The sequence below is a fragment of the Asticcacaulis sp. genome (genome assembly GCF_035497195.1).
In the GTDB taxonomy this organism is placed as follows: Bacteria; Pseudomonadota; Alphaproteobacteria; order Caulobacterales; family Caulobacteraceae; genus Asticcacaulis.
On the sequence record NZ_DATJDZ010000014.1, the window covers coordinates 710,721 to 731,192 of the forward strand.

General features: G+C 61.0%; 17 protein-coding genes. 9 read left to right on the forward strand and 8 right to left on the reverse strand.

The window, feature by feature from the left end:
- Positions 1–39 precede the first annotated feature (39 nt).
- Positions 40–1,518, forward strand: coding sequence for a hypothetical protein (locus tag VL130_RS07455; RefSeq protein WP_325362125.1), 1,479 nt, complete (start codon positions 40–42; stop codon positions 1,516–1,518).
- Here VL130_RS07455 and VL130_RS07460 read toward each other — a convergent pair.
- Positions 1,515–1,985: a hypothetical protein gene (locus VL130_RS07460; RefSeq protein ID WP_325362126.1), complete on the reverse strand. Its 471-nt coding sequence runs from the start codon at positions 1,983–1,985 to the stop codon at positions 1,515–1,517. The two genes, VL130_RS07455 and VL130_RS07460, sit on opposite strands and share 4 nt — an antisense overlap.
- A gap of 128 nt (positions 1,986–2,113) precedes the next feature.
- On the opposite strand from VL130_RS07460, the gene pstS reads away from it, so the two are divergent.
- On the forward strand, positions 2,114–3,181 hold the full coding sequence (pstS, locus tag VL130_RS07465; RefSeq protein ID WP_325362127.1) for a phosphate ABC transporter substrate-binding protein PstS: 1,068 nt from the start codon (positions 2,114–2,116) through the stop codon (positions 3,179–3,181).
- Positions 3,182–3,419: 238 nt separating this feature from the next.
- Here pstS and VL130_RS07470 read toward each other — a convergent pair whose 3' ends face one another.
- Positions 3,420–5,054, reverse strand: a complete 1,635-nt coding sequence (locus VL130_RS07470) for an alpha-L-fucosidase (protein WP_325362128.1) — start codon at positions 5,052–5,054, stop codon at positions 3,420–3,422.
- On the reverse strand, positions 5,051–7,021 hold the full coding sequence (locus VL130_RS07475; RefSeq protein ID WP_325362129.1) for a sialate O-acetylesterase: 1,971 nt from the start codon (positions 7,019–7,021) through the stop codon (positions 5,051–5,053). Before VL130_RS07475 ends, VL130_RS07470 begins: the two co-directional genes overlap by 4 nt.
- Positions 7,022–7,268: 247 nt before the next feature.
- Here VL130_RS07475 and VL130_RS07480 point away from each other — a divergent pair, with 247 nt between their 5' ends.
- The 7 genes from VL130_RS07480 to VL130_RS07510 all read left to right on the forward strand — a co-directional run bounded on the left by VL130_RS07480 (position 7,269) and on the right by VL130_RS07510 (position 16,117).
- Entirely contained in the window at positions 7,269–8,333 is a 1,065-nt protein-coding gene (locus VL130_RS07480; protein ID WP_325362130.1) for a LacI family DNA-binding transcriptional regulator, read from the forward strand.
- Between the two features lie 183 nt (positions 8,334–8,516).
- Positions 8,517–9,710, forward strand: a complete 1,194-nt coding sequence (locus tag VL130_RS07485) for a fumarylacetoacetate hydrolase family protein (RefSeq protein ID WP_325362131.1) — start codon at positions 8,517–8,519, stop codon at positions 9,708–9,710.
- A 44-nt stretch (positions 9,711–9,754) separates the two neighbouring features.
- Positions 9,755–10,516, forward strand: coding sequence for an SDR family oxidoreductase (locus tag VL130_RS07490; protein WP_325362132.1), 762 nt, complete (start codon positions 9,755–9,757; stop codon positions 10,514–10,516).
- Positions 10,517–10,628: 112 nt separating this feature from the next.
- Positions 10,629–11,573 (forward strand): SMP-30/gluconolactonase/LRE family protein, encoded by a 945-nt coding sequence (locus VL130_RS07495; protein WP_325362133.1) that lies wholly within the window; start codon positions 10,629–10,631, stop codon positions 11,571–11,573.
- Positions 11,566–13,374, forward strand: coding sequence for an IlvD/Edd family dehydratase (locus VL130_RS07500; RefSeq protein ID WP_325362134.1), 1,809 nt, complete (start codon positions 11,566–11,568; stop codon positions 13,372–13,374). Before VL130_RS07495 ends, VL130_RS07500 begins: the two co-directional genes overlap by 8 nt.
- 334 nt (positions 13,375–13,708) lie before the next feature.
- The gene (locus VL130_RS07505) at positions 13,709–15,151 is read left to right on the forward strand and encodes a sugar porter family MFS transporter (protein WP_325362135.1); all 1,443 of its coding nucleotides are present in this window, start codon (positions 13,709–13,711) and stop codon (positions 15,149–15,151) included.
- A 114-nt stretch (positions 15,152–15,265) separates the two neighbouring features.
- Positions 15,266–16,117 (forward strand): aldose 1-epimerase, encoded by an 852-nt coding sequence (locus VL130_RS07510; protein ID WP_325362136.1) that lies wholly within the window; start codon positions 15,266–15,268, stop codon positions 16,115–16,117.
- 115 nt (positions 16,118–16,232) lie between these two features.
- Here the strand turns inward: VL130_RS07510 and VL130_RS07515 are convergent, their stop codons facing one another.
- The 5 genes from VL130_RS07515 to VL130_RS07535 all read right to left on the reverse strand — a co-directional run bounded on the left by VL130_RS07515 (position 16,233) and on the right by VL130_RS07535 (position 20,472).
- Positions 16,233–16,961, reverse strand: a complete 729-nt coding sequence (locus tag VL130_RS07515) for an SDR family oxidoreductase (protein ID WP_325362137.1) — start codon at positions 16,959–16,961, stop codon at positions 16,233–16,235.
- A 114-nt stretch (positions 16,962–17,075) separates the two neighbouring features.
- Positions 17,076–18,293, reverse strand: coding sequence for a UxaA family hydrolase (locus VL130_RS07520; RefSeq protein WP_325362138.1), 1,218 nt, complete (start codon positions 18,291–18,293; stop codon positions 17,076–17,078).
- A gap of 10 nt (positions 18,294–18,303) precedes the next feature.
- Positions 18,304–18,606, reverse strand: a complete 303-nt coding sequence (locus VL130_RS07525) for a UxaA family hydrolase (protein ID WP_325362139.1) — start codon at positions 18,604–18,606, stop codon at positions 18,304–18,306.
- Positions 18,603–19,631 (reverse strand): aldo/keto reductase, encoded by a 1,029-nt coding sequence (locus VL130_RS07530; protein WP_325362140.1) that lies wholly within the window; start codon positions 19,629–19,631, stop codon positions 18,603–18,605. Before VL130_RS07530 ends, VL130_RS07525 begins: the two co-directional genes overlap by 4 nt.
- 85 nt (positions 19,632–19,716) lie before the next feature.
- On the reverse strand, positions 19,717–20,472 hold the full coding sequence (locus tag VL130_RS07535; RefSeq protein WP_325362142.1) for an IclR family transcriptional regulator: 756 nt from the start codon (positions 20,470–20,472) through the stop codon (positions 19,717–19,719).

The following is a 20,472-nucleotide window of genomic DNA, read 5'->3' on the forward strand; positions in this document are numbered from 1 at the left end:
CTGCGTTAACGACTGGTGAGCGGTCGGGCTGGGGGGCTTATGCGCGTATCTTCAAAAATCACAACCGGCCTTGCCGCGCTTACCCTGGTGCTCTCTGCGCCAGCGTTGGCCGAAGCGCCCGCCAGCAGCAGCGGCACCGCCGTGGCCATCATGCAGGCCTCGGCCGCCACGCAGTCCGGCGATTGTCCGGGCGCCATGACGCCGCTCAATCAATTGTGGCACGATCCTTACCTCGAACAGAATGATCCGAAGCTGGCGGCGCAGTTCCGCTTCCAACTGATCGCCTGTACCGCCCAGGTGCAGGGCATACCGGCCGCCCTGGCGCTTTCGGCCGAGAACGTCAGCCGCGCCTATGACATCAACGCCTATGACCTGCATATCTTCCTGCAACTGATCAGCGGCAAGACCGCCGAAGCGACCACGACGCTCGACGCCGCCCTGACGCGTTTTCCGGCCCAGGCGCCGGACCTGACCGATATGAGCGTCATCGGTGTGCTGATCGCCAGCCGCGAAGCGAAACCAGAAATCGCGCAGGCCATGCTCAACCGTCTGGAAGAGGGCCGCTGGCAGATTCATGACGTAGCCGGACGGCCGCTGATGGGGTTGCTGCGTCTCGAAGGCCTGCGGGCGTCTGTGAAGGCGGGTGATACCGTCCACGCTGACCTCTATCGCGCCGATTTGAAGGCCGACACCCTGTTCTATATCGTCAGCCAGGGCGACGGCGATATCAGTCCGGCCGGTGTGCCCGCCGATCCGGTCCGGCCGGTGCTCAACCGCGAAATCGAAGAAGTGAAGGCCGTCATCGCCGCCAATCCAGCGAATCTCTCGGCGCTCAGCTACCTGATGAACCTGGAAAGCACCAACGATCAGAACGCCCTGGCCCTGACGCAGCTTAACGGCATTCTCGAACTGGTCGACAAGTATGGATTGAACCAGTTTTCGTCGCCGGACGCTTATCCGGGGCTATTGACGACGCGGGCCGAGCTTTACGCTCGCAACGGCCGTTTTCTCGATGCGGGTAAGGCCTATGAGGCGGGGGCGGCTGTGCTTGGTGCGGAAAAATCGACCGATCTGTTGCTGTCCTATATGAATTTCCTTGTTGATCGCGGGCAGGATCAGGCCGGGCTGGCTGTCAAAGGCCGCATCACCGCGCCGGATGAGGCGCAAGCGGCCACATTGGCGACCACCGAGGCCTGCGCGCAAGGCTATTCAGGCGACAAGGCCGGTTTCACCGCCAGCCTTGCCACACTCACGCACGACATTATGCGGATCAAGCCTTACCTGTGCGCCGGCGACAGCGACAATGCGGCGAAAGCCATGATCGCCGCCATGACCGATCCGGCGACCCGCGACACCCTGATCGCCTTTATGCAGCAGGGATTGCCGCCCATTTCGGTCAGCGACCGGGATGGCGCGTTTATCGCCGCGCTCATGGCCTTGAAAACACGATCGGACGTGCGGACGGCGGCCGAAGCCAATCGCATTGTCATTCGCCAGTGGCCGGTACGCCTGAACTAATTAAGCCCGCACCAGATGCCGACTGGCTTTGCCTGCGCCGTTTTCACATAGTCCTGGAAGACGCTGCACCCGATCCGGCCGGCTTTATCCTTTACCGTGATCTGCACCAGCGGCGCGCCGCCGGTGATGTCCTTGAGGCGATCCTTCGGCATACCGGCGCCGGTCATATGGATGGTCTGGTCGGTCGCGCTGATTTCAACCGTATCGGTGTTGAATTCGATAACGCCGGCCGCTGTGGCCTGATTGGCCGTCTCCGGACGCGGCAGGCCGTAATACTTGGCGGCGATGACGAGGGTTTTGGCCTTCGCCGTGGCTTCGGGCTTGATATGCAGGGCGATATCATACGCAAAGTTGGGGGCGAAATCGACGGGTTTTGCTGAAGCAGGCGCGGGCGGGGCGGCGGGCTTTGGCGAGCATTGAACCAGCGCCAGAGCGGCGAGGCCTGTGACGATGATTTTGTGGAACATGGCGCCCTTCCTTACCGTTTTCTTATATATTCGAGTCAAATTGCGAACGCCGCTTTTATACTGTATTGGCGCAGGTGTCACAATCGAGGTCCTTATTGGACACCCTTAGGAAATTTGTGGAGATCGCCATGTTCAAACAGGTTCTTGCTATCACCTTGGTCTTGGCGCTTGCCGCCTGTAGTCCGTCCCATAAGGCCGGTGATGCGTCACCTGTCGCCGCTGCCGGTGGAATATCTGGCGCCGGCGCCACCTTCCCGGCGCCCCTCTACGCCGCCTGGGCCGCGAAATACAAGACCGAGACGGGCACGGCGCTGAACTATCAGGCCATCGGTTCGGGCGGCGGTATCAAACAGATCGAAGCCGGCACGGTCGATTTCGGCGCCAGCGACAAGCCGCTGAAGCCGGAAGACCTGGACAAGGCCGGCCTCTACCAGTTCCCGGCCGTCATGGGCGGTATCGTGCCTCTGGTCAATCTGAACGGCGTTGAACCGGGCAAGCTCAAGCTGAGCGGCCCGCTGCTGGCGGATATCTTCCTCGGCAAGGTCACCAACTGGAATGATCCGGCGATCGCGGCCCTCAACCCAGGCCTCAAGATTCCGGCCCTGCCAATCACAGTGGTTCACCGCTCCGACGGCTCCGGCACGTCCTTCCTCTTCACCACCTATCTGTCGTCGCAATCGCCGGAATGGTCGTCCAAGGTTGGCGGTTCGGATGCGGTTGAGTGGCCGGTCGGCGTCGGCGGCAAGGGCAATGACGGTGTCGCCGCCTTCGTCAAGCAGACCGTCGGCTCGATCGGTTATGTCGAATACGCCTATGCCAAGAAGAACGGCGGCACCTATGCGCTGCTGAAAAACAAGGCCGGTAACTTCCCGGCGCCGGAAGCCGCTGCATTCTCCGCCGCCGCCGCCAGCGCCGACTGGACCAAGGCGCCGGGCAACTACATCCTGTTGCTCGACCAGCCGGGCGCCGATGCCTGGCCGCTGACCGGCGCCACCTTCATCCTGATGCACAAGACCCAGGCCGATGCCGCCAAGGGCGCCGCCGTGCTGAAGTTCTTCGACTGGGCCTATACGTCGGGCGATGCCGATGCCGCCAGCCTCGACTATGTGCCGATGCCGGATTCGGTCAAGACAACGGTTCGCCAGCAATGGTCGGCGATCCAGGCCGGCGGCAAGCCGGTTTATACGGCGCAGTAAACCCTGCTCCTGCCTAAATAAAAACCCGCGATCATCGGTCGCGGGTTTTTTTATTTTCCACCTCCCCTGTAGCGCAGCGTACGGGGGAGGTGGCAACGCCCAGTCCTTTGGGCGAAGCCCGAAGGGCTGGTGTCGTTGACGGAGGGGGCATTAGTTGCAAAAGAAGCCCCCTCCGGCGGGACCGCACGGGCGGCCTCGTTCGCCCGCCACCTCCCCCGCTTCGCAAGGGAGGTGAAAATTAAACCAGCCCCGATCCGGTGATCTTCAGCACCGGCGTAAAGGTTGGTTTCGCATCTGGCAGTCTGACGCTCAGACCATCCATGCCGAGTTCAAACTTCAATGGTTCGGCATGGCCCAGCAGTTCGACCTTTCCGATCGTGCCTTTTCGCTGGGGCGAGCCTTCGGCCATCGCATAAACCTGCACGAACCCATTCTCCGGCCAGTCCTGCACCAGCGCATATAAGGCGCCGGCTTTCGTGGTGAAGCGGATATCCTCGTGGCTGAACGGCTTGGCCTTGTTCTCGTCCATATGGCCTTCGGAAGGCGGGGAGAAGGGACCTTCGCCGAAGATATCCCACGGACGGGTGGCGAAGATCGCCTCGCCATTGACCGCCATCCACGCCGCCATCTCGGCCAGGATTTTCTCTTCCTTTTCGTCGATCGACCCATTGCCGCGCACCGGGATGCTCAGCAGCATATTGCCGTTCTTCGCCACCACATCGGCCAGACGCTGGATGACCTCCTTGGCCGTCTTGTAGCCATTGCGCTCATAGAGCGGACGGTCGTAATGCCAGTTGCCGATGCAGGTGCAGGTCTGCCAGGGGATCGGCCGCAGGCGATCGGAATAGCCGCGCTCGATGTCCTCGGTGATGCCTTTGCGCTGCTGGTCATTCAGCTTCTTGCCGGTGACCACCACATCGAGCTTGCCATGCCATTTATAGCTCGAATTATAGTAATAGGCCGTGGCGTCAAGGCCTGCCTGTTCCAGCGGCAGGGTTGTGTCGTCGAAATAGACGAGATCGGGCTGGTACTTGTCGACCAGATCCTGTTGACGCAGCGCCCATTTTTTCACGAAATAGGGATCATGCGGGGGCACGGTTTCCAGCCACTGGCCGGAATGGTTGTCGTGGTACGTCTGCATGTCCTTGAGGGTGGTGATGCCATCCGGCGGCACCATGTCGCCTTGCGGGCCGACATAGAGTTCCTGCGGATCGTAGCCGTCCCACCACTTGCCCTTGCCGTCTTCCTTCTTCAGGCGGTAGGCATCGTAGCGCAGGCCGCGCACCGGCCCTTCGGCATCGTAGCCGAAAGCGGTCTGCCACCAGTGCCAGGCGTGGGCGCCGTGATTGGAAACGCCGAATTTGAGGCCCTGTGCACGGGCCGCCTTCGCCCAGGTGCCAACGACATCGCGCTTCGGGCCAAGCTTCGTGGCGTTCCAGTCCTGGTATTTCGAGTCGAACATGTCGAAATTATCGTGGTGGTTGGCGAGCGACACGAAATATTTCGCGCCGGCCGCCTTGTAGAGGCCGATCAGGCGATCCGGGTCCCACTGATCGACTTTCCACTGGCCGATAAACTGCATGAAGCCGAACTGCGCCGGATGGCCGTAGGTCTTCACATGGTGCTCGTAATAGGGATTGCCCTGCTGGTACATCTGGCGGCCGTACCAGTCGCCCCATTCGGGCACACATTGCGGTCCCCAGTGCGCCCAGATGCCGAGCTTGGCGTCACGGAACCAGTCCGGCGTCTGGTAGCTTTCGGCCAACGATTCCCAGGAGCCTTTGAAAACGGGTTTTGCGGCGGCTTGGGCAACGGGCGCGACAAAGGCGGCGCCTGTGGCCGTGGCCAGAAGGTGTCGGCGGTTCAGTTTCATTGGCTGACTTTCAGTTCGAAGGGCAGGGCGGGCTGGTCATCGCTGCTGTAAAGATTGGTGAAGGGCGCATCCGACCAGGCGTAGCGCACCTTGACGGTCTCCGGTGTGTTGGCGCCTTTCAACACGATGCGCTGGCCATCGGCCACAGCCGTGACATAACGGCAGGTGTCCCCGGCGTTACAGGCCTCGAAGCCAATGGCGGTATCCGAGCTGTAGGTTTTCAGGCCTGTCTCGGCATAGCGGAAATTGATCACGAGGTCCGGACCGGCGCGGGTCACCGAGATCGCTTCCGGGCCGGTCGGGGCAATCGCCTGCCCGAAGACGAGATGATCAACCGCACGGGCGGCGCGCAGGCCGATAATGGTCTTCTGCGTCGGGTGGATATCGCTGCGGTCGCCGTAATCATGGCTGACGATCAGGGCGGCATGCGGATCGGCGTCCACGGTCAGGCGCTGGGCCTCGCGTAGTTCCGCCCAGTGCGACACGCCGGGCGCGGTGGAAACCGAGCCATAGCTCGACAACTGCACGATCAGCATGGGCAGGTCGGGCGCCGAGAAGCTCTTGCGCCAGTCGGCCATCAGCATCGGCAGCAGGGTGCGGTATTCCGTTGCGGCATCGGCATTGGATTCGCCCTGATACCAGGCGGCGGCCTTGACCGTATAGGGCGCCAGCGGGGCGATCATGCCGTTATAGAGGGTGTTGAGGCTGGTCGGCACATCCCACGGCGCGGCGGGGATGCTCAGGCCAGTAGCCGCCATGCCGGTCTTGTAGGTCCAGTCGGCCGAGAGCGGAATGGCCTGTCCGTCGCTGGTCTTGACGAAGCGCATGTCGGGCTTGCCGGTCAGGCCGTTACTGCCGAGCACGCGCAGGACGATGACGTTTTCCCCGGCTTTGAAGACACCCGCCGGCACCTGATAATCGCGCCACACCCAGTTGATGCCGCCGCTACCGACCCACTGGCCGTTGACCCAGGTCGTGTCGAAGGTATCGACCGGGCCGAGCGCCAGTTCATTGGCCTTTGCGGCCTGGTCGGCGGTCAGGGTCACGCGGGCGCGCAGCCAGACCACGCCGTCGAAGTTTGCCAGGTCGGCATTGCCGCTGTCCTTCCAGCCGCCGGTGGCTTTCAGGCGCGACCACGCCGAGTCGTTGAAGGCCGGCGAAATCCAGGCGCGCTGAGCCTTGGCAGATTTATCGTGGGCATCCCACCAGGCTTCCTGCGCCTTGGCGTGGGCGGCCTTGGCCTTTTCCGGGCTGGCGCCATACTGCGCCACGGCATCGACACCGGCGGTATAGGCGGGCAGGGTACGCAAGGCGGCCGGGCTGATCCAGCTCTGGATGGTGGTGCCGCCCCAGTCGGTGCCGATGAAACCGACCGGCACCTTGTGTTCCTTTTGCAGGGCCTTGCTCATGTAATAGCAGACTGCTGAGGCCTCGCCGGTGGTGTCCGGACCGGCCACCTTCCATGCCGGGGTGGTCTTCAGGTCATCGCGCGGGGCGGCTGAGCTGTCCTTGTCGATATTGACGAAACGGAGGTTCGGATTGGCCGAGGCGCCGATTTCCCCCCAGGCGCCGGTCGAAAGCCGCGTCGGAAACTCCATATTGGACTGGCCGGAACAGAGATAGACATCGCCGATCAGGATGTCTTTCAGCGTCGTCGTGGCCTGGCCATCGGAAACCGTCAGCGCGTAGGGACCACCGGCTGGCAGCGCAGGCAAGGCGGTTTGCCACTTGCCGTCGGCCCCGGCGATCGCGGAAGCGGTCTTGCCATTCACGCTGATCGTCAGGGTGGTATTCGGCGAGGCAATGCCCCAGACGTGTACAGGCTGATCGTGTTGCAGCACGGCATGGTCGCCGAAGATTTTGGCGAACTGCGGGGCAGAGCTTTGAGCATGGCCGGCAAATGGCAGAACGGTCAGAAGGCCAGTGGTGGCGACAAGGGTAATGATTCGACGGGTATTGGGTTTCATAGCGGGCTTCCCCCTCAAGTTATTTTCTTTTTTGAACGACGCGCTCTTTCGGCGCATCTGCATAGCGTCAAATTATCGTACCGTTTTCAAGCCTTTTTTGTGTTTGTTTTTCGTTTGCCAAAATATTTTCATTCATAAAATTCGATGAAATCAGTTGCGTTGGCGATCAGATTTGCTCCAGTATTTGCCAAGAAAGCGATTGCATCCTATAGATTCGCAAATAACGGAATAGAACGGGGTACTGAGTTTGGCGCGCAAGGTCGGTCGGCGGGGGGGCAATATCGTCACCATCCATGATGTGGCGCGCCACGTCGGCGTTTCCCCCATGACGGTTTCCAGGGTTATCAACGGCGAAAAGAACGTGCGCGAGGAAACCCGCGCCAAGGTGATGGCCTCGGTCGAGGCGCTGAACTATTCGCCCAATCTGGCCGCCCGTTCGCTGGCCACGCAGGATTCGGCGCGCATTGGCCTGCTCTATTCCAATCCCTCCGTCGCCTTCCTCAGTGAGTTCCTGCTGGGCATCCTGTCGGAAAGTTCGCAAAGCGGCGCGCAACTGCTGATCGAAAGCTGCGAAGGCCCCGAAGGCGCCACGGCGGCGCTGGAAAAGATGAAGGCCGCCGGTTGCGACGGCGTGATCCTGTCACCGCCGCTTTCCGATTCGACGCGGGTCGCCAAGATTTTGCAAGACATGAAGATGCCCTTCGTCGGCGTGGCTATGGCGCGGCCCGATCCGGGCGTGTCCTGCGTCACCATCGATGATTTCAAGGCGGCCGCGGCGATGACGCGCCGTCTGATCGAACTGGGCCACCGCCATATCGGCTTCATCAAGGGCCACCCCAACGCCTATGCCAGCCAGATCCGTTTCGAGGGTTTTTCGGCGGCCATGGCCAATGCCGGGCTTGAGGTTGACGGCAATTTCGTCGGCCAGGGCTATTTCACCTATCGCTCCGGTTTCGACGCCGCCGAACGCCTGTTGAGCCACAAGACACGGCCTACCGCCATTTTCGCTTCCAATGACGACATGGCCGCCGGCGCCGTGGCCGCCGCCCATCGCCTCGGCATGGAAGTGCCCGACCAACTGACGGTGGTGGGTTTCGACGACACCGCCATGGCGTCGAGCGTCTGGCCGGAACTGACGACCGTGCGCCAGCCGATTTCGGATATGGCCGGCCTGTCGGTGCGCCTGCTGCTCGATCAGATAAAGGGCCATCGCTCCGGCCGGCCGTTCGAGGCGGTGCGCGAGGTTCGGGATTTCTCGCTGATCGAGCGCCAGTCATCGGCGGTCGTGGCAGGGCCGGTTGTTTCCAGCTAAAAGTGCATATAAAATTATATTTATAGGCGAAAAGTATGTATTTTCCCTTGACATATGCCCCTGTCTGCAAGATTGGTAGCGCTAACAAACAGGCTGTGACCTGCGAAGGTCCAATCACGGCTGCAAACGGGTAGAGAAGACGCGGATAAGGTTATCCGCCCAAGCATTGAAGGATAAGAGATAATGCCTGATTTCCTGCCCGTCGACTGGCGTGAGGCGACGCTTATTGGCCGCATCGAGACCACTGACGGCCCCACCCCGATCATGATCAAGAATGGCGAAGTGTTCGATATGAGCGCCATCGCCCCGACCGTTTCGCAACTGCTGAAAGTCTGGCCGGAAACCGGCGTGCCCGAAGGCGGCCTGCCGTTCGGCGGTTTTGAGGATTTTGAATTCGCCAAGGTGTGGGCCAGGGATGGCTCGGCCGCCCACCGCACCGGCAATCAGTTGCTTTCCCCGATCGACCTGCAATGCGTCAAGGCCGCCGGCGTCACCTTCGCCGTTTCGGCCGTTGAGCGCGTCATCGAAGAACGCGCCCGTGGCGATGCCGACAAGGCGCAGGCCATCCGCAACGACCTGGCCGAACGCGTCGGTGGTGATATCCGCTCGGTGAAGCCGGGTTCGGAGGCCTCGGCCAAGCTGAAAGCTGCCCTGATCACGGACGGCCTGTGGTCGCAATATCTCGAAGTCGCCATCGGCCCTGACGCCGAGGTCTTCACCAAATCGCCTGTGCTCTCGTCGGTTGGCTGGGGCGATGAGGTCGGTGTCCGTTCGGATTCGACCTGGAACAATCCTGAACCCGAAGTCGTCATGGTGGTCACGCCGACGGGCCGCGCGGTCGGCGCCACGCTCGGCAATGATGTCAATCTGCGCTGCTTTGAAGGCCGCTCGGCCCTGCTGCTCGGCAAGGCCAAGGACAACAACGCCTCGTGCGCGCTCGGTCCCTTTATCCGCATGTTCGACGACAGCTTCACCATTGAAGATGTCCGCAAGGCCGTGCTTGACCTGAAAATCGACGGACCGGAAGGCTACGAACTGGTCGGCCGCTCGACCATGGCCGATATCAGCCGCGATCCGCTCGACCTGATCGGTCAGGCGATGAGCGAGCACCACTATCCGGACGGTTTCGTGCTGATGCTCGGCACCCTGTTCGCGCCGACCCAGGACCGTGACACGCCGGGCCGGGGCTTCACTCACAAGGTGGGCGACGTCGTGAAGGTGTCGTCGCCGAAGCTCGGCTGCCTGGAAAACCGCGTAACGACGTCGAAAGATGCCCGTCACTGGATTTTCGGCATCGCCGACCTGATGCAAAATCTTGCCGACCGCGGCCTGCTCAAGGCGCGCAATGCCGACCATGCCCATAAAAAGACTGCCTAAAAACAACTGAGAAGATACCTCCTGCAAAAGTGAGTAAAGTCCCTATGACTACCCCCGCGCCGTCTGCCATCTACCCTAGTCTCAAGGGCCGCAAGGTGTTGATCACCGGCGGCGGTTCCGGCATCGGCGCGGGGCTGGTCACTGGTTTTGTCCGTCAGGGCGCGATCGTGCATTTCATCGATCTGGTCGATGATGTCAGCGCCACGCTGGATACTGGCGTGATCGGCCGGAAGCCGGTCTTCCACAAGTGCGACCTGACCGACACGCCCCTGCTGGAAAAGACCCTGGCGACGATTTTGGCCGATGGGCCGGTCCATATCCTGCTCAATAATGCCGCGCGCGATGACCGTCATTCGCTCTCCGAAGTCACTTCGGAATTCTTCGACGCCAATATCGCCGTCAACCTCAAGCATATGGCCATGTGCACCCGCGCCATCGCGCCGGGCATGAAGGCGGCCGGCGGCGGCGCCATTCTCAATTTCGGTTCGATCTCATGGCACCTCGGCCTGCCGGACCTGGTGCTTTATGAGACCGCCAAGGCGGCCATCGAAGGCTTTACCCGCGCTCTGGCGCGCGAACTGGGACCGGACAATATCCGCGTCACCACCATCATTCCCGGCAATGTGAAGACCAAGCGCCAGGAAAAGTGGTACACGCCCGAAGGTGAGCGCCAGATCGTCGAGGCGCAGTGCCTGCCGGGCCGGATCGTGGCTGAAAACGTCGCGTCCCTGGCGATGTTCCTGGCCTCGGACGACGCCGCGCTGTGCACCGGTCACGGTTACTGGATCGACGCCGGCTGGCGGTAAAGCCTGCGCAGTTCTTACTTGTACCTCCCCGACTTGTCGGGGAGGGGGACCGCACGAGCCGCAAAAGCGGTAAGATGTGGTGGTGGGGTTTCTTACTTTCAAAGAGACAAGCATGACCGACCTTTTTCAACCCACCTGCATCTGGGACCTGAAGGCTACCCTCGGCGAAGGGCCTATATGGTCGGCGAAGGACCATGCTGTCTGGTTTGTCGATATAGAAAAGCAGCACGTCCACCGTTATGATGTGCGTACCGGTGGCCACCAGACCTTCAAGGCGCCGTCGCCGTGCGGCTTTATCGCGCCGAAACAGCGCGGTGGCTTTATCGTTGGCTGCAAGACCGGCCTTTATGACTTTGATCCTGTTTCCGGCCAATTCACCTTCCTGACCCATGTTGAGCCGGGCTTGCCGGGGAACCGCCTGAATGACGGTTATGTCGATCATCAGGGCCGCCTGTGGTTCGGCTCGATGGACGACGACGAGAACAATCCGACCGGCAAGCTTTACCGTTATGACGCCCGCGGCCTGAAGATGATGGATGACGATTACGTCATCACCAATGGCCCGGCTGTTTCGCCCGACGGCAAGACGCTCTACCACAACGACACCCTGAAAAAGATTATCTACGCCTTCGATCTCAGCCTCGATGGCCAGATTTCCGGCAAGCGCATCTTCGCGCGGCTCGACGAGGATGCACCCGCCGATGTGGCCAGTCCGGTCTGTTACGCCGGCGAGTTCGAGCCGCGCGGCGAACACGGTGACGGCTATATGGACGGGCCGGTGGTCGACAGCGCCGGCAATGTGTGGAACGCGCTGTTCTTCGGCTGGGGCGTCAATGGCTATGCGCCGGACGGGCGCCTGATTCGTCGCGTCAAATTCCCTGTCTCCAACGTCACCAAGATCACCTTTGGCGGTGCGGACCTCAAGACCGTCTACGCCACCACGGCCGCCAAGGGCCTGAGCGCCGACGATTTGCAAAAACAACCGCTCGCCGGCGGATTATTCACCTTCCAGACCGATATCGCGGGCCAGCCCCAGAACGAGATTGCACATGTTTAAATACGACGAACACAAGCCGAAGCGCATCCCTGCCACGCCAAACGGCCGCTTCCGGTCGCAGGAATGGTTCGAGGCCCCCGGTCATATCGACATGGCGGCGCTCTATCTGGAGCGGTTCATGAACTACGGCCTTACGCCGCAGGAACTGCGTTCGGGCCGGCCGATCATCGGCATCGCCCAATCGGGCAGCGACCTGTCGCCATGCAACCGCATCCATATGGAACTGGCCAAGCGTACACGCGAAGGCATCCGCGACGCCGGTGGCATCTGCATGGAGTTTCCGGTCCATCCGATCTTCGAAAACTGCCGCCGCCCGACCGCCGCCATCGACCGCAACCTGTCGATGATGACGCTGATCGAGATCCTGCATGGTTATCCGATCGACGCCGTGGTGCTGACCACCGGCTGCGACAAGACCACCCCCGCCGGCATCATGGCCGCCACCGCCGTTGATATCCCGGCCATAGTGCTTAGCGGCGGGCCGATGCTCGATGGCTGGAATGATGGCGAACTGGTCGGTTCCGGCACGGTCATCTGGCGGTCGCGCCGCGCCCTGGCGGCGGGCCAGATCACCGAGGATGAGTTTTTCGACGCCGCCCTGGCCTCGGCGCCTTCGGCCGGTCACTGCAACACGATGGGCACGGCCTCGACCATGAACGCCGTCGCCGAAACCATGGGCCTTTCGCTGCCCGGCTGTTCGGCCATTCCGGCGCCCTATCGCGAGCGCGGCCAGATGGCTTATGAAACCGGCGTCCGCATCGTCGAGATGGCCTATGAAGATCTCAAGCCATCGAAAATCCTGACCAAGGCGTCCTTCACCAACGCCATCGCCATGGTGGCGGCCACCGGCGGTTCGACCAATGCCCAGCCGCACATCGTCGGCATGGCGCGCCACGCTGGCGTTGAGATTACCGACGCCGACTGGATGCAGGCGCATGACATTCCGCTGATCCTCAACATGCAGCCCTCCGGCAAGTATCTTGGCGAGCGCTTCCATCGCGCCGGCGGCGTGCCGGCCATCCTGGCGGAACTGCTCGACGCCGGCCTGATCGATGGTTCGGCGGCTACGGTCACCGGTAAATCGATCGCCGAAAACAACGCAGGCAAGCACACCAAAGACCGCGAAATGATACGGACAATCGCCGATCCGATCATGGAGCGCGCCGGCTTCATGGTGCTGAAAGGCAACCTGTTCGATTTCGCCATCATGAAGACCTCGGTGATCTCGAAGGAATTCCGCGACCGCTATCTCAGCGAACCGGGCAATGAGAATGTCTTCGATTGCAAGGCGGTCGTCTTCGACGGCTCGACCGACTATCACAACCGCCTCAATGATCCGGCGCTGGGCATCGACGAACGCACCATCCTGGTCATCCGTGGTTCGGGTGTTGTCGGGTGGCCCGGTTCGGCGGAGGTGGTCAACATGCAGCCGCCCGACGCCCTGCTGAAGCGCGGCATCACCTCGCTGCCGACGCTGGGCGATGGCCGCCAGTCCGGGACCTCGGATTCGCCGTCCATCCTCAACGCCTCGCCGGAATCGGCGGTCGGCGGCGGACTGGCCTGGTTGCGCACCGGCGACATGATCCGCATCGACCTCAATAAAGGCACCTGCGATATGCTGGTCGAGGCCGATGTTATCGAAACACGCAAAAAAGACGGTTTACCACCCGTTCCGGAGAGCATGACGCCCTGGCAGGAAATCTACCGCGCCACGGTATCGCAACTGCACACCGGCGCGGTCATGGAGCCGGCATTGAAATATAAGCGTATTGCCGAAAAGATGCCCCGGCATAATCACTGATAAATCAGACGGATGTTTTAAAATGCCAAAGGCGGGTTCAGTGATTATGCCAAAACGTAAAATGTCCATAATCACTGAGATAGCGAAGGGATGGTGCAATGCGTCATCCCTTCACTCTTGTTAGCGTTAACAATCTGTGCGCGTAAACAGGTGAGTTTTCGCCTAAGTTATTAGATTATATCGCTCTTTTCGATGGATATGCTTGCGCGCAGGCAAAGAGCGAATTAAGGTTTTATTAAACGCGCCGGCAACGCCGGACACAGGGAAAGATCCTGCGAAAGGCGCGTAGGTTAGGGAAGGCGGACATATCGTTCGCTCACAAGGGAGTTTGGGGATGTCCTCAAGTAAAGTGAATATGGGACTGGTCGCGGGTCTCGCCATTGGCGCGGCTCTCGGCGGTCTTCTGTTCGGTTACGATACCGCCGTCATTTCCGGCGCAGAGCAATCGATTAATCTGAATTTCGTCGTCCCCCATACCGATTGGGACGAAACCAAACAGAATTTCTTCCACGGCCTGTCGGTCGGCATCGCGCTTCTGGGCTGCGCTATCGGCGCCGCCATTGCCGGTCCGCTGGCGACGAAGTTCGGCCGCCGCGCCGGTATGCTGGTGGCCGCCGCGCTGTTTTTTGTCTCGTCGATCATGTCGGGTTTCCCCGAACTGTTCATCAAGCCGATCGGTGAACTGGGCGTCGACGCCCTGTGGCCTTTCATGGTTTACCGGACCTTCGGGGGTATTGCCATCGGCATGGCTTCGCTGATTTCGCCCATGTATATTGCTGAAATCGCCCCGGCCAAGCAACGCGGCTTCCTCGTGGCGCTCCAGCAGATCGCTATCGTGCTCGGCATCACCCTGGTTTACTTCGTCAACGCCAAGATCGCTTCGCAAGGCAATGGCGACGATAGTTGGCTGCATAACCTCGGCTGGCGCTATATGCTGGCTTCGTGCGCCATTCCGGCTTCACTGTTCTTCCTTGCCGCCTTGTTCATGCCCGATACGCCGCGCTGGTATGTGATGAAGGGCCATGATGAAAAGGCCATGAAGCTGCTGACCGCGCTCGATGGTGAAGTCGTGGCCCGCGAGACCATGGTCGAGATCAAGGAAAGCCTGACTGCTCACAGCGGCAAGCTGCTGTCCTTTGGCGTCGGCGTGCTGATCATCGGCGTTCTGCTGTCGGTCTTCCAGCAGGTCGTCGGCATCAACGCCGTGCTCTACTATGCGCCGGCCATGTTCAAATCGCTCGGTTTCAGCACCGACTCATCGATGTTCCAGACCGTTGCGCTCGGCGTTGTCATGGTGGTTTTCACCATCATCGCCCAGTTTACGGTCGATGGCTGGGGCCGCAAGCCACTGCTGTTCTGGGGCGCCGCCATCATGGCCATCACCCTGATCGCGCTTGGTCTGCTGTATCAGAACCAGGACCCGAACCAGCAGCCCGGCCTGATCTATCTCTTCATCGCCATGGGTTATATCGCCGGCTTCTCGCTGTCGTGGGGACCGATTGTCTGGGTCATGCTCTCGGAAATGTTTCCGAACTCGATCAAGGGCAAGGCTATGGGGATTGCCGTCACGGCGCAGTGGATCGCCAATTACATCGTGTCGCAAACCTTCCCGATGTTGAATGACAACTCGAAACTGACCGAGTTATTCCATCATGGCTTCCCGTTCTACGTTTACGGTGCCTGTTCGATCCTGGCGGCGCTGTTCGTCTGGAAATTCGTACCGGAAACCAAGGGCAAAACACTGGAAGCTCTTGAAGGCCTCTGGAAGAAGTCGTAAGCTTTGGTATACGATTAAGGGGCGGGGTCCTTTCATGGATCTCGCCCTGACTTTTTAAGCGACGAAAAGGCGCTCAAGCAGCGATAGCGGCAGCGCAAACAAAATGAGATAAAAATGCTGCGCTTAAATTCTGCCGATACGACCCTCGACATCAACCCCGATGTGGCCGGAAGCATTTCGCGCCTGATGCGGAACGGAGTCGACGTCATGCGCCCGACGCCGGAAGGGGCGATGGACGCGTTGCTGACCGCCTGTTTTCCGCTGGTGCCTTTCTGCAACCGCATCCGTAACGGCAAGTTCGTTTTTGAAGGCCATAAGGTCCAGTTGCCGCCCAATCTCGGTGACGGCCATCCGCATCCGTTGCATGGTCAGGGCTGGCGCAAGCCGTGGCAGGTGATCGAGGCGACGGCGGCGCGTGCGGTTCTCGGCTATCATCATTTCGCCGATGAATGGCCGTGGGAATACGAAGCGACCCTGATCTATGAATTGCGCGCCGGCGGCCTGCGTATGTTCCTCAATGTGAAAAACCTGTCCAAGGCGACCATGCCGGTGGGCCTGGGCTTTCACCCCTATTTCATCCGCACGCCTCGCTCGCGCCTCAAGGCGGCGGTGGACGGCGTGTGGATTTCCGACGAGGAAACCCTGCCGCGCAACTGGCACGCCGGTGTGTTCAAGAAAGACTGGACGCATGGCGATACGCTGGCGCACGACATCACCATCGATAACGCCTATACCGGCTTCAAGGGCCGCGCCGAAATCTATGACGGCGACCGCCTGACGCATACCCTGCGCGCCTCGCCGGATTGCCACTGGCTGCATGTTTTCGTGCCGGTGGACGGCGATTATTTCTGTGTCGAACCGGTCAATCATATGCCCGATCCGTTCAACCAGCCGAATTCCGGGCTGAAGTGCCTGAAGCACGACGAAACGGCGATGATATGGATGGATATCGCTTTCCACGGCTAAACGCGGTTCTTTTTCCCCGTGGCGGCGTCGGCGTCGCTTGCAGGTATAAGAGATACCTGCGGCGCTAGCCTTCTGGCCACGAGAAAAAATACCTCGCGTTTAGCTCTCGGAGAGCCTAGTTCACCCAGCCGCCGTCGATGATGTGGGCCTGACCGGTGGTGAACGAGGAGTCGTCAGACGCCAGATACAGGGCCAGTTTGGCCAGTTCGTCGGTCTTGCCGAAACGGCCCATCGCTTGCCGCGCCGTGAATTCGGCGTAGGCCTTGTCGAAATCGCCGGTGTCGCGCAGGCGCTGCAACAGCGACGGCGTTTCGACCGTACCGGGGCAGATGGCGTTGCAGCGGATGCCGCGCGTGACGAAATCGGCCGCCACGGATTTGGTCAGACCGATAACCCCCGCTTTTGTGGCGCAATAGGCGAAGCGGTTGGGTATGCCCTTCACCGAAGAGGCGATCGATGACATGTTGATGATCGAGCCGCCGCCTGCCTCTAACATGGCCGGCAGGAAGGCGCGGATCATGCGGTACATGGCCGTGACATTGAGGTTCAGCGAGAATTGCCAGGCGTCCTCGTCACAATCGAGAATGGTGCCGGCATGGACGTAGCCGGCGCAGTTATAGAGCACGTTCACTGCCGGAAATTCTAAAGCGATCGCCTTGACCGCTTCGGCATTGGTGACATCGAGCACCCGTGTCGTCGCGCCGGTGAAATCCGCCAGGGTATCGGCGTTGATATCGGTGGCGATGACGGTGGCGCCTTCCTTCAGGAAAAGCTCCGCTGTCGCCCGGCCGATGCCCTGTCCGGCAGCGGTGATCAAAGCGGTCTTGCCGGTCAAACGTCCCATTAAAATCTCCATATTCTCCAAGTCTCAAAAATCTTTTTGAGAATTGGCAAGTGCGACCGCACGCCGCGCCCAAAAACGTTTCTGGTGCGCGTAAGCCATGCGGCGTTTGAGCTGCTAAAATGCTGGCTTGCCCCGAAGGGGTAAGCAAGCCGGTCCTACGGGGTCGAAGGCCTTGTAGGTCAGGATAAATTCCTGGTGGCCCATCTGCTCGCTCAGACTCTGCTCGCCCGCCGCCACGCGCAGCACCAGGCCGGTGATCTCCGCACCGACCTCATCGAGCGTGGCGCGGCCTTCCATGATGCGGCCGGCGTCGATATCCATGTCGCCCGCCAGCTTGCGGTAGGTTTCCGGATTGGCGCACACCTTGATGACCGGCGAAATAGCCGAGCCGACCACCGAACCGCGGCCGGTGGTGAACAGCGTCAGGTGCGCCCCGCAGGCGATCATTTCCACGATTTCGGCATTGTCGGAAATATTGGGGAAGCCGAAGCGCGGCTCGCCATCGGGCACGACATCGAGCAGGTACAATCCACCGGATGGCGGTATATCGCCCGGCTTGATGACGCCGCAGATCGGCGCGGAACCCGACTTGGAATAGGCCCCCATCGACTTTTCTTCCTGAGTCGTCAGCCCGCCCTCGGCATTGCCGGGCGCGAACGAGCCGTAACCCATGATGGTGTAGTAGGCCTCAGCCTTGATGACGGCCGCTTCCAGTTCGGCGCCGAGTTCCGGTGTGATGGCGCGCGAGGCCATGATTGTCTCGCAGCCGACCAGTTCGCCGGTTTCCTCGAAGATGCAGGCCGCGCCGGCCGCGCCCAGCGCATCGAAGGCGCGCCCGACCGCCGGATTGGCGGTGATGCCCGATGTGCCGTCAGACCCGCCGCAGATGGTGCCGATGATCAGCTCGGAAACATCCATATCGCCGCGCGGCGTCTGGCGGGCGATCGCCTGGATGCGACGGACGGCCTCGACGCCCTTGCGGATCGTCTCCAGCGTGCCGCCTTCATTCTGGATGACATAGGTTTCGACCGGCCGGCCCGACGCCTCGATGTGGCGCTTCAGGGCCTCGCGGTTGAAGCTTTCGCAGCCGAGCGACACCAGCACCACGCCGCCGACATTGGGGTGGGTGCACAGGCTCTCCATCATCTGGTAGGCGTATTCATTGGGATAGCAGCCGGGGAAGCCGATCAGGTGGACTTCGCCGTCGTCGCATGTATTGACGATTTTGCGCGCCACATGATGGGCGCACTCGACGAGATAGGCGACGCAGATGACATTGCGGATGCCTTTGCGCCCATCAGGGCGCAGCCAGGCCTGGAAGGACGTATTCATGTCCCCAATCTTAATGACCATGACCGGTGACCTCGCGCGTATGGCTCTTGATATAGTCGCTTTGCATATTGTGCATGTGAACGTGCGCGGCGCGGGCGGCATCGGTCTTCATCGAGCCGATCGGCGCGCCGTACTTGATGATCTTGTCGCCGGTTTTCAGGTTGCGCCGGGCGATCTTGTGGCCGACCGTAATTTCATCGGTCAGGACGACGATATCGCCGTCGAGTGTGATCGACTGGCCGCGGAAGGCGTGCTGGCGGCAGACCAGCACATTGTCGTCCGGGTGGAGCAGGAGAAAGGGTCCGGTATTCATGTCAGCACTCGCGCTTTAGGTATGGGCGCGTGGTCGTGCAGCAGGCCTTCGGTTTTGAGGTCGTCCCACAGGGCGGCCGGGATATCGCGCGCGAACAGGGCCACGTTAGCGGTCACTTCGGCGGCGTCGGCCATGCCGGGAATGACGCAGGCCACCGCCGGATGAGCGAGCGGAAATTGTAGGGCTGCCGCTGCGAGCGGCACATCATGCGCGGCGCAGACGGCTTTCAGTTTTGTGACACGGGTGCAGATTTCCGGCGGCACCTGGCCGTAATCATAATGGTCGCCACCTGTCAGGATGCCGGAATTGAACGGTCCGCCGACGATCACCGAAACGCCTTTGGCTTCGCACAAGGGTAAAAAGCTTTCCAGCGCGCCCTGTTCCAGCAGGGTGTAGCGTCCGGCGAGGAGAATGACGTCAAGGTCGGCGTGGGCCATCACCTCTTCGCAGACCTGCCATTCATTGACGCCGAGACCGATGGCGCCGATCAGGCCTTGAGCCTTCAGATCGCGCATGGCCTTGTAGCCGCCCGCAAGAAAGGCTTTCATATGCGCCGGAGCATCCGCACCGTGAGTCTGGCGGCCAAGATCGTGGGTCAGCAGGATGTCGATATGCTCACGCTTCAGGCGCTTTCGGCTGCTTTCGAACGACCGCATCACGCCATCATAACTATAGTCGAAATGCGGCTCGAAAGGATCGCCATCGATGAAGCCGTGACGTTCGGTTCCCGCCGGCGAGGGCGCTACGGGTGTCAGCACGCGGCCAACCTTGCTCGATACAGTAATGCCCGCACGGTCGCCCAGCGTTTGGCCGACCCGGCGCTCGGAAAGCCCCTGACCATAGTGCGGCGCGGTGTCAACATAGCCGATTCCGGCATCAAGGGCGGCGTCGAGGCAGGCTTGCGCCGTGGCGTCGGGAATGGCGCGATAGAGATTGCCGAGCGCGGCGGCGCCGAAGCCAAGCGCCGTCACCTCGACAGCCGTCGAGCCCAATTTACGGCGAGGAAGGGGGTACGCGGGAGTCACTTCGGGGCGTCTTCTCTGGTCTGTTTAAGTTTAAAAATTTTCTTATAGGTGAAATAATAGCGATAGCGCTAACATGAATCAAGCGCTATCCGCCCAAGGCCTTGCTTAAAGTTTTGGCTGTGGCTTTCAGGCGAACCAGGGCGTCATCAAGCGTGATGCCATCCTCGATGTGAATCCACGGCATGGTGAGCGCGGCGATAGTGCCGACATCATTGGTGACCGGGCAGGAGATATCGGTAATGCCGTCGATATAGCTGCTGGCGGCGGCGATATGGCCTTGCGCCACGGCCTTTTCCGCCTGCGCCTCGAAAGTGGTCCATTCGTCGGGTGTGAGGCCGGGCTTCAACAGGGCGCGCCACTGTTCGCGGATCTTCGGCTTCTGGAAGGCGTAAATCAGCAGGCCGGAGGTCGAATGGGCCAGGGGGCGCTGATAACCGACACGGACAGAGAAGCCGACATCCCCCGGCGCCTCGATGCGGGCGATGACCACCATGCGGTCGTCGGAGGCGATGGCGAGATGGCAGGCCTGGCGCGTCTGTTCGCTCAGGGCCTGCATCAGCGGCAAGGCGCTGGCCAGCAGGTTCTGGCTGGGGCCGCGTGAAATGCCGAGGCTGAACAGCTTGTTGGTCAGTTCGAAACCGTCGCCGCCGGCCGACATGCCGACATAGCCGCGCGTTTCGAGCACCTGGACCATGCGGAAAAGCTCACTGACCGAGCGTTCCAGCCGCGTCGATATCTGCGAAAGCGTCATGGGTGATTTGGCGGAGGCCAGGAGTTCGAGAACATCGAGACCTTTTTCCAGCGCCGGCGCGCGGTATTTACTGGTGGCTTTATCGGGCAT

What these genes read in the sequence shown, in the direction of transcription:
- VL130_RS07535 (WP_325362142.1), bottom strand. Translation starts at nt 20,472, where the DNA reads ATGCCCGATAAAGCCACCAGTAAATACCGCGCGCCGGCGCTGGAAAAA.
- VL130_RS07475 (WP_325362129.1), bottom strand. Translation starts at nt 7,021, where the DNA reads ATGAAACCCAATACCCGTCGAATCATTACCCTTGTCGCCACCACTGGC.
- VL130_RS07515 (WP_325362137.1), bottom strand. Translation starts at nt 16,961, where the DNA reads ATGGGACGTTTGACCGGCAAGACCGCTTTGATCACCGCTGCCGGACAG.
- VL130_RS07470 (WP_325362128.1), bottom strand. Translation starts at nt 5,054, where the DNA reads ATGAAACTGAACCGCCGACACCTTCTGGCCACGGCCACAGGCGCCGCC.
- VL130_RS07510 (WP_325362136.1), top strand. Translation starts at nt 15,266, where the DNA reads ATGCTGCGCTTAAATTCTGCCGATACGACCCTCGACATCAACCCCGAT.
- VL130_RS07495 (WP_325362133.1), top strand. Translation starts at nt 10,629, where the DNA reads ATGACCGACCTTTTTCAACCCACCTGCATCTGGGACCTGAAGGCTACC.
- VL130_RS07460 (WP_325362126.1), bottom strand. Translation starts at nt 1,985, where the DNA reads ATGTTCCACAAAATCATCGTCACAGGCCTCGCCGCTCTGGCGCTGGTT.
- pstS (WP_325362127.1), top strand. Translation starts at nt 2,114, where the DNA reads ATGTTCAAACAGGTTCTTGCTATCACCTTGGTCTTGGCGCTTGCCGCC.
- VL130_RS07500 (WP_325362134.1), top strand. Translation starts at nt 11,566, where the DNA reads ATGTTTAAATACGACGAACACAAGCCGAAGCGCATCCCTGCCACGCCA.
- VL130_RS07505 (WP_325362135.1), top strand. Translation starts at nt 13,709, where the DNA reads ATGTCCTCAAGTAAAGTGAATATGGGACTGGTCGCGGGTCTCGCCATT.
- VL130_RS07455 (WP_325362125.1), top strand. Translation starts at nt 40, where the DNA reads ATGCGCGTATCTTCAAAAATCACAACCGGCCTTGCCGCGCTTACCCTG.
- VL130_RS07525 (WP_325362139.1), bottom strand. Translation starts at nt 18,606, where the DNA reads ATGAATACCGGACCCTTTCTCCTGCTCCACCCGGACGACAATGTGCTG.
- VL130_RS07485 (WP_325362131.1), top strand. Translation starts at nt 8,517, where the DNA reads ATGCCTGATTTCCTGCCCGTCGACTGGCGTGAGGCGACGCTTATTGGC.
- VL130_RS07490 (WP_325362132.1), top strand. Translation starts at nt 9,755, where the DNA reads ATGACTACCCCCGCGCCGTCTGCCATCTACCCTAGTCTCAAGGGCCGC.
- VL130_RS07520 (WP_325362138.1), bottom strand. Translation starts at nt 18,293, where the DNA reads ATGAATACGTCCTTCCAGGCCTGGCTGCGCCCTGATGGGCGCAAAGGC.